This window comes from Maritimimonas sp. 2304DJ26-3 (genome assembly GCF_056591635.1).
The window spans coordinates 63,293-78,260 of sequence record NZ_JBWQOK010000002.1; the positions used below are offsets into that span (position 1 = coordinate 63,293).

The window sequence follows — 14,968 nt, forward strand, 5'->3', positions numbered from 1 at the left end:
ATAAAGAAATAGAGTTAGTTATAGTAATGATTGGTTAAATTTATAGACCAAATCTACAATGAAAATGAAACAACTATACCTTTTACTTGTGCTTATCTTAGTAGTTTCATGTAAAGCGAAAAGAAATATGATAGATACAACCAAACCTACCTATGCAGATTTTAGAAAAGAACAAAAATCATTTAAGTCTAGTAATGGAACCATTAAGTATATAGATAGAGGAGAGGGTGAAGTAATAGTTTTATTACATGGCGTGCCAACTTCTGGTTGGTTATACAGAAAGATGATAGATAGTTTGGTGTCTAATAATTATCGTGTAATTGTTCCAGATATGTTAGGTTTTGGTTCTAGTGATTCTCCAAAAGGATATGATTTATATACTCCTGAAGCGCATGGAAAACGATTATTAGCTTTAATGGATCATTTAGACATTCTGCATTGGTCACATATTTTTCATGACGCGGGAGGTCTATGGACTTGGGAGTTATTTAAGATAGCTCCAAAAAGGATAAAAAGATTAGTCATTTTAAATTCTATTATCTATGAATCAGGATTTAAGCCACCAATGCGGTTTGAAAGAGGTGTTTTTACAAAACTATCAATGAGTTTTTATAGTAACAAATTGACCAATAAAACTATAATGAAGAAACTATTTAAAAACGCTTTGGTAAATAACAACCTTACACCAAATGAAGTTGAGGGGTATAGAACACCGCTGTTAGAAGGTAAAACCAATTCACTTTACACATTCTTCTCAAGTACTTGTAATGCCTTGCCAGATTATAAAGAAACCGTTCAGAAAATAAGTATCCCTGCAATGGTAATTTGGGGAAAGCATGATACTATGCTTGATTGGAAGCCTATGGAGTTTCAAGTAGTTAAAGATTTAAGTATTGCGTCAGAAAATGTCCATTTAATAGACGCTAAGCATTATATACAAGAAGAAAAACCCAGCGAAATGCTAGGTTTTATATTGAATTTTATAAAGTAAAAGCTATTTAAACTTTACTTTAATATCCATTTTCACTCCGTTTCGGATAATTTTTAGTGTTGCAGAACCTTTTGTAGTATCATAATCTTTCATTACTTGAACACAATGATCTTGATCTTTAATTTCGACAGCATCAACATGTGTTAAGATATCTCCTACTTGAATACCTGCAGCTTCGCCAGGATGATCTTTTGATACTTTATTAATAACTACACCATTTGTTTCTGCATTAAAACCCCTTTGCGCATCACTTAGATTGTCGAAATGTAAACCGAATTTCCATTTCTTTTTCTCTTTAGTTTCTTTAGCTTGCGAGTAACCGACAAATAATAGGCTGATGAAAAGTATTGTAACTATTTTTTTCATTTTGATCTAAATTTTTTGATTTATAAATATACTTTAATTTTATGATTTGTTTCGTTATCAAAATAGCAACTACAATGCCAAATTATTGCTCATTAGATTTTCTTTAGAATCTTTTTGTTATTTTGAGATGATATCGAGCTTATTAAAATAAGTTTTAAAAGAATTATATGTATTAACGCTAAATATATTTATATGAGGTTAGCTATATATTTAATTCTCCCCATATTATTTTTCTTTCAAAGTGTATCTTCTCAAACAGCAGAAGAACAGGAGATGTTAGATCTTGTGAATGATTTAAGGCAGAGTAGAGGTCTTGAACAATTAAGACTTAATACAGCACTAAATCAAGCGGCTTTTAACCACTCAAACGACATGGCTACAAATAATTATTTTAGTCATACAGGATTAAATGGCTCTAGTTTCTCACAGAGATCTATAAATGCCGGCTATACAGGTTCACCAAGAGGTGAGAATATAGCAGCTGGTAATTCTGGAGTAATAGCTACATTTAATCAATGGAAAAATAGTAGTGGTCATTTAAATAATATGCTAAACAATAATATAAACGAAATGGGTATCGGCCATGCTTATGATAATAGTTCAACTTATGGGCATTATTGGACACAAATTTTTGGAAAAGGAGATACAACCTTGTCAAATGATGACGTTGTTGATTCTGAATTAGCAAAAATTTATCCTAACCCTGTTAAAGATAGATTAACTGTTAAGTTAAGAAATAATTTAGATACAGATATAGAGTTAAAACTAGTATCTCTAACTGGCCAAATAGTTTATCAAGGTTCTAAAATTTTAATAAACAATAGTTTATCTATAAATACTCAAAATCTCTCTACAGGAATATACTTCCTTTATATTAAAAATTCAATTAAAGGCTATAAGATTGTAAAGCTTTAAATATAAAAACCGCTCTAAAACTTAGAGCGGTTCATCTTAACTAACTTAAAAAATCACTTACTTAATCTCAATCATTTTTGCTTTTGGCTCTACCTTTTCAATTTTTGGCACTATTATAATTAACTCACCATTATTGTAGTTAGCAGAAATAGCTTCGCTATCTACAATGTCTTTAGGTAGATTAAAACTTCTCTTAAATGATTGATAGCTATACTCTTTACGGGTATAGTTTTCTTTAGTTTCTTCGTTTTCTATCTTCTTTTTTGAGGAAATTGTTAATACATTCTTTTCGATATTTATATTAATGTCTTCTTTGGCTAAACCCGGTACGGCAACTTCAACAGAAAAAGAGTTTTTGTCCTCTTTAATGTTTACAGCTGGTAATGTTGAATTAGTACTAGAAAAATCTCTAAAAATGTCATCGACTAGTGTTGGAAAAAATGGAAAATCTGATCTCTTTACTAACATAATATTCTATTTTAAATTTATATTTTAATTGTTGTTCAATATCTATATGGCAAAGAGAGTACCAATTGGTTTTTAATGTCATTTTAACAGAAAATCACTTAAAATAAAGTCATTTTGTCATTTGATTGTCAGTATTTTACAGAAAAAACTCCGCTAATTTAGCGGAGTTGAATATATAGATAGGTTCTAGATCAATCCTAATCACTTAGAATCGCTCGAACTGATGTGTAAATTATTTGTTTCTAAATACTAGTTTATCATCAAATGCATCTAATAGAATATTACTCTCTGATGTAACCTTACCTGAAAGGATTTCTTTAGATAATTCATTCAAGACTTTACGTTGAATTACACGCTTAATTGGTCTTGCGCCGAATTGTGGATCAAATCCCTGTCTTGATAGACTATCAATAGCTTCATCAGTCCAAGTCATTGTAATTCCTTTTTCAGCCAAGGTATCTACCAATGCGCCAAGTTGTAATTCTACAATTTTGGTAACTTCAGCTTTATTTAAAGGAGTAAACATGATAACTTCATCAATTCTATTCATAAACTCAGGGCGAACAGTTTGTTTTAGTAAACCTAGCACATCTACTTTAGTTTTTTCAGTAACCTGTTCACGTTTACTCATATCTAGCTCATTAAAATTCTCTTGAATAATATGAGCTCCAATATTAGAAGTCATAATTATAATAGAATTTCTAAAATCAGCTACACGACCTTTATTATCTGTTAACCTACCTTCATCTAATACCTGCAATAGAATATTAAAAGTATCTGGATGTGCTTTTTCAATTTCGTCTAGTAATACAACCGAATATGGTTTTCTTCTAACTGCTTCAGTTAATTGCCCACCTTCATCATAGCCTACATATCCTGGAGGTGCCCCGACCAATCTACTAACTGCATGTCGCTCTTGATATTCACTCATATCAATGCGGGTCATTGCCGATTCATCATCAAATAGATACTCAGCTAATGCTTTAGCCAATTCAGTCTTACCAACACCAGTTGTGCCTAAAAACAAGAATGATCCTATGGGTTTTTTTTCATCTTGTAAACCAGCTCTAGATCGGCGAACGGCATCTGCAACAGCTTGTATTGCTTCATCTTGACCAATAACACGTTTGTGTAGTTCATCTTCTAAATGCAATAATTTTTCGCGTTCGCTTTGTAACATTTTTTGTACAGGTATACCTGTCCATTTTGCTACAACTTCTGCAATATCTTCACTTGTTACTTCCTCTTTAATTAAGGCATTCTCTTGATTTTCAGCTAGCTCTTTTTGAAGCTTATTTAATTGCTCTTCCTCGGTTTTAATTTTTCCGTAGCGTATTTCAGCTACCTTACCATAATCACCATCTCTTTCAGCGCGTTCTGCTTCTAATTTAAAACTTTCTATATTTTTCTTTGCCGTTTGAACTTTGTCTACAATATCTTTTTCACTTTTCCATTTTGCATAGATTGATTCGCGTTCATCTTTTAAGTTGGCAACTTCTTTTTGTAGGTTTTGAAGCTTTTCCTTATCATTTTCACGCTTTATAGCTTCAATTTCAATTTCTAATTGCATGATTTTTCTATCCAAGACATCAAGCTCTTCTGGCTTAGAATTTATCTCCATTCGTAATTTAGCTGCAGATTCATCCATTAAATCAATTGCCTTATCTGGAAGAAACCTATCCGTAATATAACGCTGTGATAATTCTACTGCGGCTATAATGGCATCATCTTTAATACGAACTTTATGATGTGCTTCGTATTTATCTTTAATACCTCTAAGGATTGAAATAGCACTCTCTGTATCTGGTTCGTCTACAACAACTTTTTGGAAACGACGCTCTAAAGCTTTGTCCTTTTCAAAGTGCTTCTGGTACTCATCTAATGTAGTAGCACCAATTGCGCGAAGTTCTCCACGTGCTAGAGCAGGTTTTAAGATGTTTGCTGCATCCATAGCACCTTGACCACCACCAGCACCAACTAGCGTATGTATTTCATCAATAAATAGCACTATTTGGCCATCAGCAGAAATTACTTCCTTTACTACAGACTTTAAACGCTCTTCAAACTCACCTTTGTACTTGGCACCAGCAATCAATGCTCCCATATCAAGCGAGTAGATGATCTTTTCCTGTAAGTTTTCAGGAACATCACCTTTTACTATGCGGTGTGCTAAGCCTTCTGCAATAGCGGTCTTACCTACACCTGGTTCACCAATTAAAATTGGATTATTCTTTGTTCTACGAGATAAGATTTGTAGAATACGACGTATTTCTTCGTCACGGCCAATAACAGGGTCAAGCTTACCATCATTTGCAAACTGATTTAAGTTCTTTGCGTACTTATCTAATGAGTTGTAAGTGTCTTCAGCACCTTGAGACGTTACTCTACTTCCTTTTCTAAGTTCTTCAATAGCTTTTGTTAATTCTTTTTCGGTTACTCCGTTATCCTTTAGTAACTGAGCAGCATTATCTTTCCCTTTTAACATTGCCAAAAGTAAATGTTCGATAGAAACATATTCATCATTCATTTTCTTAGCAATGTTTGCAGCATCGTTAAACATAGTGCCTGCATTCCGCGAAAGCATCAATTCACTGCCCTCTACTTTTGAGAAGCTTTGTAATATATTGTCTAGTGTCTGTTTAAAAATATCGACGTTCACTCCTAATTTGTTTAAAAGAAAAGGAGTAACGTTTTCATCAACTTCGAAAATACTTTTTAAAATGTGTGCATTTTCAATTTGTTGATGACCTAAGCCCTGTGCAATTTGCTGCGCTTGTTGCACTGCTTCTTGTGACTTTATGGTATAATTATTAAAATTCATATCTTATTTTGGTCAAAATATGAGCCAACGTAAGAAAGGGTACTTTTAAACGACAAATTGACCGAAAAAGTGATTTTTTTTAAGACATTTTGTCTATTTTAATCAAAATTTTAAATAAATGGGAATTTTAAAAAGCCTATTTGGTAACAGTAATTCTGAACCAACACAACCTAAACTCAATTGGATACCTTTAACTGAAGTAAATCAGTTAGATGAAATTGTTGCAAATTCTAATAATAAATATCAGGCTATTTTTAAGCATAGTACACGATGTGGAATTAGTAGTGGAGTGTTAAGGCAATTCGAAAGGCAAGAAGATGTTGAAGAGATTGATTTCTATTATTTAGATCTATTGAGATTTCGTAATATTTCTAACGAAATAGCAAACAGATTTGGTGTGATACATCAATCACCTCAATTATTAGTATTAAAGGATGGAAAAGTTACTGCACACGCTTCGCATTATGATATTATGAGTGTAGAAATATAGTTTTAGTGATTTTCTACTCTCTTTCAAAAACTAATTTATTATTTAAATCGCCTGATATAGAAAAAAATAATGTTAACTCATTATCTACAAGGTTATACTTGTTAGATTTAGATAACCAATCGAGAAATACTTGATTAAATATATTTACTTGATCCTCTTCACAAAGGTTGCTTGTTACAACTAATTCAGAGAATTTAATATTATTATTAGATAATTCTATAATTTCTCCTCCATAGAGTCTACAGTAGGAATTTCCGCCAAATTCAAAAGTTCCAATTTCGTTAGAAAAGACAATTTTAACTTCTTTTGATTCAGTTGGAGGTCCCAAAACTAAATCTGGCTCACTAAAAGCAGACTTTAATACCCAAGTACCTAAAAATTTATCTGAATCATCAAAAAAGTCATCAGAGCTACAAGAAATAAGTAAAGCAATAATAAAGAGGTAAAATATATTCTTCATGATTAATTGTTTATCTTAAGATGAAGAATTATATCTTTAGTTGCTTAATTAATTTGTAAATGGTAATAAATGTTTTAAATGTACTTTTTATTGAATTGAAACTCTAAAAACTAGATTTAAATAGATGTTTTTTCTCAATTCTTAATTAAACCCATGCCTCTTAATAATAGATTTTATTCTATTTTTTAAATCTTGACCACTGTCATAAACCATTTGTTCATTACTTGGAAATGGAATTCTATCTCTTGAAGCTAATTTAAGTAACTCTTTGTCTAAAGCTCTTTTATCACCTCTATAATCGGCAAATACATGCTCAAACACAAAGCCTGACGCTAAAGGATAAGAATTGATTTGCTGCTTAGTTTCTATATCAAAATAACTTACATTTCCTACAATCTGAACCTCTTTTTGTTGAATATGTTCATAGAAGTTACATTTAACTGTAATGAACTTATCTATTTTAATGTCATTACCAAGACTATCCTTTTTTACATTGCCATCTTCATCCAGTTCATACTCCCAACCATCTTGAATACGTTTTTCTTTTACTAAATGCTTTGTATGCATTTGTTCTGGGCTTATGTCTATATTGCTAAATTGTAACTGCATCTCATAGTCATAATTCACATCTTTTTGCGGATTTGCATGAAAACGTGTCCACAAGTTGTTTAAATCATATGTGTTAAAGTTTAAAAGATCTTCTTCTAATCTTTGAGGCAAAACAATTTCAGAATCATTGTAAACATTAACACTTACAAAGTCTAGTCCTTTTTGATAAGCTTCTTCAATTTTTTCTCTAATATCCATGTAGCCAGGATTAATAGAATTTAAATACTTAAAATCATCATAAGCATTTCTAAAATCTAGCTTAGATTGTGCATTTGCAACTAAATTGTTGGCATTATTGTACAAATAATCTGAAAGATCATTCCTTGCAGATATGATACTCTTAGAATAGTCTTTTAGCCTAAAAGATGCATCTCTATTCTCATCATAAATTCTTAATGGAAGCAAAGGTTTAATACGTTCTTGAATTGTATTTAGATCTAAATAAGCATTGTATATTTTCTCGTAATTAACAGGATTGCCATCTTTCTTTAAGAAATTGATTTGATCTAATTCACGATCAGAATGTCTTTTAAAAGCTTCTTCTAATAATAGTACAATGTCTTGATTGCCTTTTCTGGTTTTATTTTGTGAAAGCTTAGTGATAGCTTTATTAATAGCGCTTAAGTAATTACCTGTGTTTATAGCTTCTTGTGTTTGTCTAGCTGTACTACATGATATTAGAAGCGTAATTGCAAGAAAAAAAGATACAATTCTCATGACTTGTTTAGTTAGGGTTTAATCACCTTATATAACGAGTATAATTATATCTTATTGTAGAAAAAGATGTTATTGAAAATCAAAAAATATTAATTAAAACAAGTATAAACTTACTTTCTTAAAAGTGACTTAACCCTTTTGAATTTCCCATCATTTTGTGCTGGTGTGATATCTAGAATATGAGCTACTAAATTATAAACATCAACATTTCTTATACAGTTCTTAGTATAACCTTCTTTAAAAGCATTACCAACACCTAAAAAAACAGCACTCATTTGTTTATCAGTATTTATATAGCCATGTGCGCCTTTATAATTACTTATTTTTTCATGAGATTCAAATAAACTATAGCCAGATTTTGGTATAAGAATCATATCGTTTGTTCTAATATTATTGGCAAGGTTTAATCTTTTTGGAGCTTCTTTCCACTTAAAAACATTTAGGTTAGAGACCTTCTTTAAGCTATTATAGACACTATCTTTTTTACCGGGCTTAGCTTTTAATGTAAATACAGGATTATTACCAAAAGCCCCAACTAACCACTCTTTTTTTACGTGATCTGAAAGAACAATTCGTTTCTCTTTAGATATTCTTCGCATACCATGATCTGCCACAACTATTAGATTGATTTGTTTCGCAATTGGAAGTTGCATCAATCTACCGTAAAAATCACCCATGATTTGATCTACATATTGAACACTTTCTTTAGCTTCCTTACTATCCGGTCCATATCTATGACCAGCTCCGTCTGGTTGATGCAAATACAATAATGCTAAACGAGGTCTTTTAGCTTTTGGAAGACTAAGCCAAGATATAACTGAATCAACTCTTTGCTCAAAACTAATATCATGATCATATTTTTTCCAGATATCTGGTTGTATTCCGTTTATTTCAGCTTCTGTACCTACCCAAAAGTATGAAGCAGATTTAAGGCCAGCCTTTTTTGCGGTAGTCCAAATGGGTTCTCCGCCATAGAATCTACCATCTTGTACACTTGTTCTGTCTCGTAATGAATATTCTCTGTTTATATCAGGAGCAAAGAAATAGTTACCAATTAATCCATGATTGTCGGGATACAAGCCAGTGACTAAGGTATAATGATTGGGAAACGTTTTTGTCGGATTGGATGGTATCATACGTTTTACACGTACTCCTTTTTTAGCTAATTCTTTTAGGTTTTTTGCTCCATGCTTTTCTATATAATCATGCCTAAAGCCATCTAGAGAGACCATTACAACATAGTTTTCCTCTGCTTGTGCCAAAGCAGACACCGTCCCAATAAATAAAAGGATAGTTAATAGGCTTCCACTTTTTAATAAACTTAAAACTGCTGTTGGCTTAATAAGGCTGTTACTTTTTGTTTAAAATTACTAATTGAATATTTTACAAATAAATAATCTTTTGGATATGGTGTTTCTTTTGTTTGTAATGCTTTATGGTATTTTTGCTCTATAGCACGTTGATCTCCTCGATACTTACCATAAGTATTTTGAAACTTAGCTTCACCAAACATAGGATTATTAGATAAAGATTGCTTTGTTTTTAAATTTTTAATATTTACTGCACCATCTAATTTTGAAGTTTTATTTTGTTGATAAAGAACAACTTCTGCTCTAATAATTTTATATTTAGGGGTTTTAATATCATTACCTTTATCATCTTTTCTAACATTTCCATTAGCATCTAAGCTATATTGCCAGCCATCTTGCACTCTAGCTTCCTGAGGAACAGTTTCCGTTTTTGTTTCAGGGGTTGTAAAAGATAATTTATCGAGTGAAACATCTACCTGATAATCATATTTTACTTTACGATCGTAAGCATCATGAAAGACGATCCATTGATTTTCAAACCCTCCGGAATTAATTCTAGAAAAGCCTTGCAAGCTATCTTTAGGTATAGTTCTAACATTATTCTTAACTTTCACTAGAACAAAACTACTTCCTTGATTTTTAGCATTTTGCAATAATTGATTTAAATTTGATTTATAAGTAGGATTTACATAGATTAATTCTTCAAAATGTTTATAAGCTTTTCGAGCACCTTGAGTGCCGCCCTTCATTTCTTGCATTGCTAAATTGTATAAAGATGATGAGTAAGCTTCTTTAGATTTTTTAATTTTATCAGTATAATCATCGAAATCAAACTTTATTTCTTGCCCTTCATAGTATAAAGGTTGTAAAACACGTACTTCATCTTGTCGTAAATCTAGATTTAAATACTTGCCATGAAGTCTTTTTAATGCCTCGGGAGTATTCTGGGTACTCAAAGATTTAATATCATTTAAATCTTGTTGAGCCGCTCTATCATATGCTTCTTTTAGAAGCGGAATATGCTTTTGATTGGCTTTACTATTTTTATCTTTGGTCAATTGAGTTATTGAGTTATTAAAAGCCTCTGTATAATTGCCAGTTTGTAAATAGTTAGTGGTTTTTTGAGTTCCCCCACATGAAACTAGGATCAACCCAATCAATAAGTAAGTCAGTTTTTTACTCACTAATCTTATATTTTTATTAATGAGCTTGTGATTTTTCTGTGAAAAGTTCATTTGTTTTTTGATTGTTGGTTTAAGCACTAAGATAACCGAAATACTTTAAAAACAAAAACCCTCGAAAAACTAGTAATCGAGGGCTCATAAATAATTATTAGTTATTTTATTCTATAGCAGGTAGTACTTTACCAATACACTCACCAAATCCGATATGTACTTCATCGTTTTCACAATAAGCTCTCATAATTACTGTATCACCATCATTGATAAACTTACGTTCTGCACCGTTGTTCAATTTCATAGGGTTAGCTCCTCGCCAGGTTAATTCTAGCATAGATCCATAGCTGTCTGGAGTAGGACCAGAAATAGTACCAGATCCCATCATATCACCAGCTCTCACATTACAACCATTTACAGTATGGTGAGCTAACTGCTGCGCCATAGTCCAATACATATATTTGAAGTTAGAATTGGCTACAACTGTTTCATCAGCATCTTCTGGTTGAATACCTACTTGTAAATTAATATCATAACTTTTTTTACCGCCAACTTGAAGATATGGAAGTGGAGTAGGTTCTTGTTTTGGATTATTCACTCTAAATGGTTCTAGCGCATCTAAAGTAACTATCCAAGGTGAAATTGTCGAAGCAAAACTTTTGCCTAAAAATGGCCCCAATGGTTGATATTCCCAAGCTTGGATATCTCTTGCACTCCAATCATTAAATAATACTAAGCCGAATATGTATTCTTCTGCTTCGTCAATTGAGATTCTTTTGCCGAGATCATTTGCAGCTGTTGTTATAAATGCCATTTCTAGCTCAAAATCTAACAATTTAGATGGTCCAAATCCTGGGGAGTTACTTCCTTCTGCTGGTCTAGATTGCCCAATTGGTCTTCTTATGGGTGTTCCTGAAGGAATAATAGAAGAACTTCTACCGTGATATCCTATAGGTATATGCAACCAATTTGGCATTAGTGCATTCTCTGGATCGCGAAACAAACTTCCCACATTAGTGGCATGTTCTTTACTAGCATAAAAATCTGTATAATCACCAACATCAACAGGTAATTTCATCTCTACTTCATCAATCCTAAAGATGATTCTATCTTTATGTGATGCATTATCTCTTAATTCACCATTTGTAGTATCAAAAATGTCAGCGATTCTATTACGTACCAACCTCCAAGTTTTTCGACCGTCAGCAATAAAATCGTTTAAAGTGTCTTGCAAGAAAATATCGTCTGTTAAAGGTATCTCGCCAAAATATCCTAACTGATGTAATGCACCTAGGTCGATAGCATAATCACCAATTCTAGTACCTATCGTTATAATATCATCTCTAGTAAGAAAGACACCAAATGGTATGTTCTGAATAGGAAAATCTGAATTCTTGTCTATTTGCAACCAAGATATTCTGTTAGGGTTATTAGCTGTTATTTTCATTTGATAACTTGTGAATTAATTTTTGTTCAAATATAAATGTTTATATGAATTAGAAAAATGAAATTAGTACTTTTGGTCACTTATTTAACAATTCAATAAACTACCTATCACAATGCAACGCGATCAACAAATCTTTGACCTTATTGAAGACGAAAAGGAAAGACAATTACATGGTTTAGAGCTTATAGCTTCAGAAAACTTTGTAAGTGAACAAGTATTAGAAGCTGCTGGTTCTGTTTTAACTAATAAATATGCTGAAGGTTACCCTGGTAAACGTTACTATGGCGGTTGTGAAGTTGTAGATCAGGTAGAGCAATTAGCTATAGATAGAGCTAAGGCATTATTTGGTGCAGAATATGTAAATGTACAACCACATTCTGGTTCACAGGCGAATTCAGCTGCTTATTATGCATTGTTAAAACCGGGTGATAAAATATTGGGGTTTGACCTTTCGCATGGAGGACACTTAACACATGGATCTCCTGTTAATTTTTCTGGAAATTTATATAAAACTTCATTCTACGGAGTAGAGAAGGAGACAGGTGTCTTAAATTATGATAAGATTCAAGAAACCGCTGAGCGCGAAAAGCCACAATTAATTGTTGCTGGTGCTTCCGCTTATTCTCGCGATATGGATTTTAAGCGCTTTAGAGAAATAGCTGATCATGTTGGAGCTTTGTTAATGGCAGATATTTCACATCCAGCAGGATTGATTGCAAAAGGTATTTTAAGCGACCCTATACCGCATTGCCATGTGGTTACTACAACTACTCATAAAACGTTACGTGGTCCTCGTGGTGGAATGATTCTGATGGGTAAAGATTTTGAAAACCCTTGGGGTATTATCTTAAAAAGCGGTAAACCAAAAATGATGTCAGCAATTTTTAACATGGCTGTTTTCCCTGGTAATCAGGGTGGTCCACTTGAACATATTATTGCAGCCAAGGCAATTGCATTTGGCGAAGCTTTAACGGATGAATTTTTGCATTATCAGATACAAGTAAAACGTAATGCAGCAGCAATGGCACAAGCTTTTGTTGAAAGAGATTATCATATTATTTCTGGTGGAACAGATAATCATATGATGCTAATTGATCTTAGAAATAAGGATATTACTGGTAAAGAAGCCGAGAATGCTTTAGTTAAAGCAGAAATTACTGTTAACAAAAATATGGTGCCATTTGATGATAAATCACCATTTATAACTTCGGGTATTCGTGTGGGTACTGCTGCAGTTACCACTAGGGGATTAAAAGAAACTGATATGGAAACTATTGTTTCTTTAATCGATGAAGTAATTGTGAATCATGAAAATGAGGAAATTTTAGAAGCTGTTGCAGAAAAAGTGAATTCTTTAATGGCGAATCGTCCCTTGTTTACGGCTTGATTATGTTTTAAATAAAAGAATAGAGAGCACCTAATTTTAGGTGCTTTTTTATTTTTAATATATTTGAATAACCTGATAATCAACTTACCATGTCAAAATTTTTACTCACTATACTTTGTCTATTTATGTTTTCGTTGACATTTAGTCAAATATCTTATGAAGACATGTCCATAATCACTGGATTAAATACGGTAAGTACAGATGGCGATTTAGGAGGGGGAGTTTCATTTTATGATTTTGATGGAGATGGTTGGGATGATCTTACGTATGCCCAAGAAGATGGACAAGACATTATTTTTTATAAAAATAATAATGGAAGTTTTATTAAAATGGATTTTAATATTTCTGACACCAATGATACAAAACAAGTGAACTGGGTTGATTATGATAATGACGGTGATAAGGATTTTTTTATTGCAAATTTTAATGCACCAAATAGATTATTTAACAATGATGGAAATTTTGTCTTTACCGAGGTAACTACAAGTGCGGGTTTTCCAGATATAAATAAATATACTTATGGAGCTTCTTGGGGAGATTATAATAAAGATGGACTTCTAGATGTTTTTTTGTGTAGTAAAGATATTTTAAGGAATGTTCCTAATGAACTTTATAAGAATAATGGGGATGGTACGTTTACCAATGTAAGTGACTTAACAGGAATAAGTAAAATAGGTTATCAAACATTTTGTGCAGCTTTTTTTGATTATGATAATGATGGAGATCAGGACATCTACTTAGCTAATGATAGAACAGTTAACACTAATGTATTATATAGAAATAATAATGATGGCACCTTTACAGATGTTAGTGTTGAATCTGGATCAAACCTCGCTTTTAATGCTATGTCGACTACCATTGGAGATTATAATAGAGATGGTTGGATGGATATTTATGTCACAAATACGCCTGAAGGAAATGCCTTACTAAAAAATAATGGTAATGGTACTTTTACAGATGTAGCAATATCCTCGGGAACTATTTTTAATAGTATAGGTTGGGGAGCTATTTTTTATGATATAGAGAATGATACAGATATTGACCTTTATGTTAGTGGAATGACAGATGGAAGTGGTGGTCTCTTACCATCAGCACTTTATGTAAATCAAGGAAATGATACATTCTTAATTCCTAATAATGTAGGTCTATTGAATGATAATGCTGCGAGTTTTGCAAATGCTTGTGGCGACTTTAATAATGATGGCTATACTGATATAGCAGTTGTAAATCAATCCTTACGTAATACTTTTTTATGGCAATATAATGGTAATAAATCTAATAATTGGATAAAAATTAATTTGCAAGGTAATATTAGTAATAAAGATGGCATAGGATCTAAAATTGAAATTACTATTAATGATGAGAAACAGTATTATTATACACTTTGCGGAGAAGGTTTCTTAGGTCAGAATTCTCAAAGAAAAATTGTTGGTTTAGCCGATGCTGCTGTAGTGAATGAAATTAAGATTACATGGTTAAGTGGTATTGTAGATACTTATACTAATGTTTCTGCAAATCAGACATTAAATATAATTGAAGGTAGCACACTGTCTATAGAAGAGTTAGAGGTTCCTGTTGTAACTATTTTTCCGAACCCCAGTAAAAGCGGTATTTTCTCCATAAGTAATAATTTTAATACTGAAGTTGAATTAGAAGTATATGATATTTTAGGAAGATTATTAGAATCAAAAAAAATTTCCAAACTAAAAAATCAAAAAATTGATTTATCTACTTTACCAAAAGGGATTTATTTTGCAAAAATAAAGTCCAAAGTAGCAAAAACGCTTATGAAAAAAATTATACATAGTTAAT

General features: G+C 32.0%; 13 protein-coding genes. 5 read left to right on the top strand and 8 right to left on the bottom strand.

Annotation, left to right across the window (positions count from 1 at the left end):
• The first annotated feature begins 64 nt into the window (after window positions 1-64).
• A complete protein-coding gene (locus AC1EUV_RS05100; protein ID WP_480197604.1) occupies window positions 65-991 on the top strand; it encodes an alpha/beta fold hydrolase in 927 nt (308 codons plus the stop codon).
• Window positions 992-994: 3 nt separating this feature from the next.
• Here AC1EUV_RS05100 and AC1EUV_RS05105 read toward each other — a convergent pair whose 3' ends face one another.
• Window positions 995-1,357, bottom strand: a complete 363-nt coding sequence (locus tag AC1EUV_RS05105) for a PDZ domain-containing protein (protein ID WP_480197605.1) — start codon at window positions 1,355-1,357, stop codon at window positions 995-997.
• Window positions 1,358-1,549: 192 nt separating this feature from the next.
• Here AC1EUV_RS05105 and AC1EUV_RS05110 point away from each other — a divergent pair, with 192 nt between their 5' ends.
• Window positions 1,550-2,272, top strand: a complete 723-nt coding sequence (locus tag AC1EUV_RS05110) for a CAP domain-containing protein (protein ID WP_480197606.1) — start codon at window positions 1,550-1,552, stop codon at window positions 2,270-2,272.
• A gap of 57 nt (window positions 2,273-2,329) precedes the next feature.
• On the opposite strand, the gene AC1EUV_RS05115 is transcribed toward AC1EUV_RS05110, so the two are convergent.
• On the bottom strand, window positions 2,330-2,740 hold the full coding sequence (locus AC1EUV_RS05115) for an Hsp20/alpha crystallin family protein (RefSeq protein WP_480197607.1): 411 nt from the start codon (window positions 2,738-2,740) through the stop codon (window positions 2,330-2,332).
• Between the two features lie 232 nt (window positions 2,741-2,972).
• Complete coding sequence (clpB, locus tag AC1EUV_RS05120) at window positions 2,973-5,561, bottom strand: ATP-dependent chaperone ClpB (RefSeq protein WP_480197608.1); 2,589 nt, start codon at window positions 5,559-5,561, stop codon at window positions 2,973-2,975.
• Window positions 5,562-5,679: 118 nt separating this feature from the next.
• On the opposite strand from clpB, the gene ytxJ reads away from it, so the two are divergent.
• On the top strand, window positions 5,680-6,051 hold the full coding sequence (gene ytxJ, locus AC1EUV_RS05125; protein WP_480197609.1) for a bacillithiol system redox-active protein YtxJ: 372 nt from the start codon (window positions 5,680-5,682) through the stop codon (window positions 6,049-6,051).
• A gap of 13 nt (window positions 6,052-6,064) precedes the next feature.
• Here ytxJ and AC1EUV_RS05130 read toward each other — a convergent pair whose 3' ends face one another.
• The 5 genes from AC1EUV_RS05130 to fahA all read right to left on the bottom strand — a co-directional run bounded on the left by AC1EUV_RS05130 (window position 6,065) and on the right by fahA (window position 11,769).
• Entirely contained in the window at window positions 6,065-6,511 is a 447-nt protein-coding gene (locus tag AC1EUV_RS05130) for an META domain-containing protein (protein WP_480197610.1), read from the bottom strand.
• Between the two features lie 141 nt (window positions 6,512-6,652).
• Window positions 6,653-7,837 (bottom strand): hypothetical protein, encoded by a 1,185-nt coding sequence (locus tag AC1EUV_RS05135; RefSeq protein WP_480197611.1) that lies wholly within the window; start codon window positions 7,835-7,837, stop codon window positions 6,653-6,655.
• Between the two features lie 110 nt (window positions 7,838-7,947).
• Window positions 7,948-9,108, bottom strand: coding sequence for an alkaline phosphatase family protein (locus tag AC1EUV_RS05140; RefSeq protein WP_480197612.1), 1,161 nt, complete (start codon window positions 9,106-9,108; stop codon window positions 7,948-7,950).
• 50 nt (window positions 9,109-9,158) lie between these two features.
• Window positions 9,159-10,331 carry a hypothetical protein gene (locus AC1EUV_RS05145; RefSeq protein ID WP_480197613.1) on the bottom strand — a complete coding sequence of 391 codons (1,173 nt, stop codon included), beginning with the start codon at window positions 10,329-10,331 and terminating at the stop codon, window positions 9,159-9,161.
• Window positions 10,332-10,488: 157 nt separating this feature from the next.
• Window positions 10,489-11,769: a fumarylacetoacetase gene (gene fahA, locus AC1EUV_RS05150; protein ID WP_480197614.1), complete on the bottom strand. Its 1,281-nt coding sequence runs from the start codon at window positions 11,767-11,769 to the stop codon at window positions 10,489-10,491.
• 112 nt (window positions 11,770-11,881) lie between these two features.
• Between fahA and glyA the strand changes: the two genes are divergently transcribed.
• Both glyA and AC1EUV_RS05160 read left to right on the top strand, forming a co-directional pair.
• Window positions 11,882-13,156 carry a serine hydroxymethyltransferase gene (gene glyA, locus AC1EUV_RS05155; RefSeq protein ID WP_480197615.1) on the top strand — a complete coding sequence of 425 codons (1,275 nt, stop codon included), beginning with the start codon at window positions 11,882-11,884 and terminating at the stop codon, window positions 13,154-13,156.
• 89 nt (window positions 13,157-13,245) lie between these two features.
• A complete protein-coding gene (locus AC1EUV_RS05160) occupies window positions 13,246-14,967 on the top strand; it encodes an FG-GAP-like repeat-containing protein (RefSeq protein WP_480197616.1) in 1,722 nt (573 codons plus the stop codon).
• The last annotated feature ends 1 nt before the right edge of the window (window position 14,968 follow it).